Here is a 242-nt window from a genome sequence, read left to right as displayed (position 1 = left end):
CCCGACCTCGGATTTCAACCATTTCTGGTTCTACAGCCTGCTGGCCGCCTTGTGCGGCAAGCTGGCCGCCCTGGTCGGCCTGCAGCTGGGCGCGCACGGCAGCTTCCTCGCGCTGCACGCCGTGCTGGCCGCGGTCAGCCTGGGCCTGGCCTACCGTCACTTTGGCGGACGCGGCCTGCTGGCAGCGGTCGTCATGCTGCTGGCCTCGCCGATGTTCTGGTTCGTCGACAAGGTGCATACCG

At 68.2% G+C, this 242-nt stretch carries 1 protein-coding gene; it reads left to right on the top strand.

All coding sequences use genetic code 11. The annotated features are described in order from the left end of the window. Positions 1-242 (top strand): hypothetical protein (locus KVT32_RS31260; RefSeq protein WP_217619554.1); only part of this gene is annotated, 242 nt, incomplete at both ends.

Source organism: Achromobacter sp. GbtcB20, assembly GCF_019091095.1.
Taxonomy (GTDB): Bacteria; Pseudomonadota; Gammaproteobacteria; order Burkholderiales; family Burkholderiaceae_B; genus Achromobacter; species Achromobacter mucicolens.
This window is presented reverse-complemented; position numbering and strand designations above follow the sequence as displayed.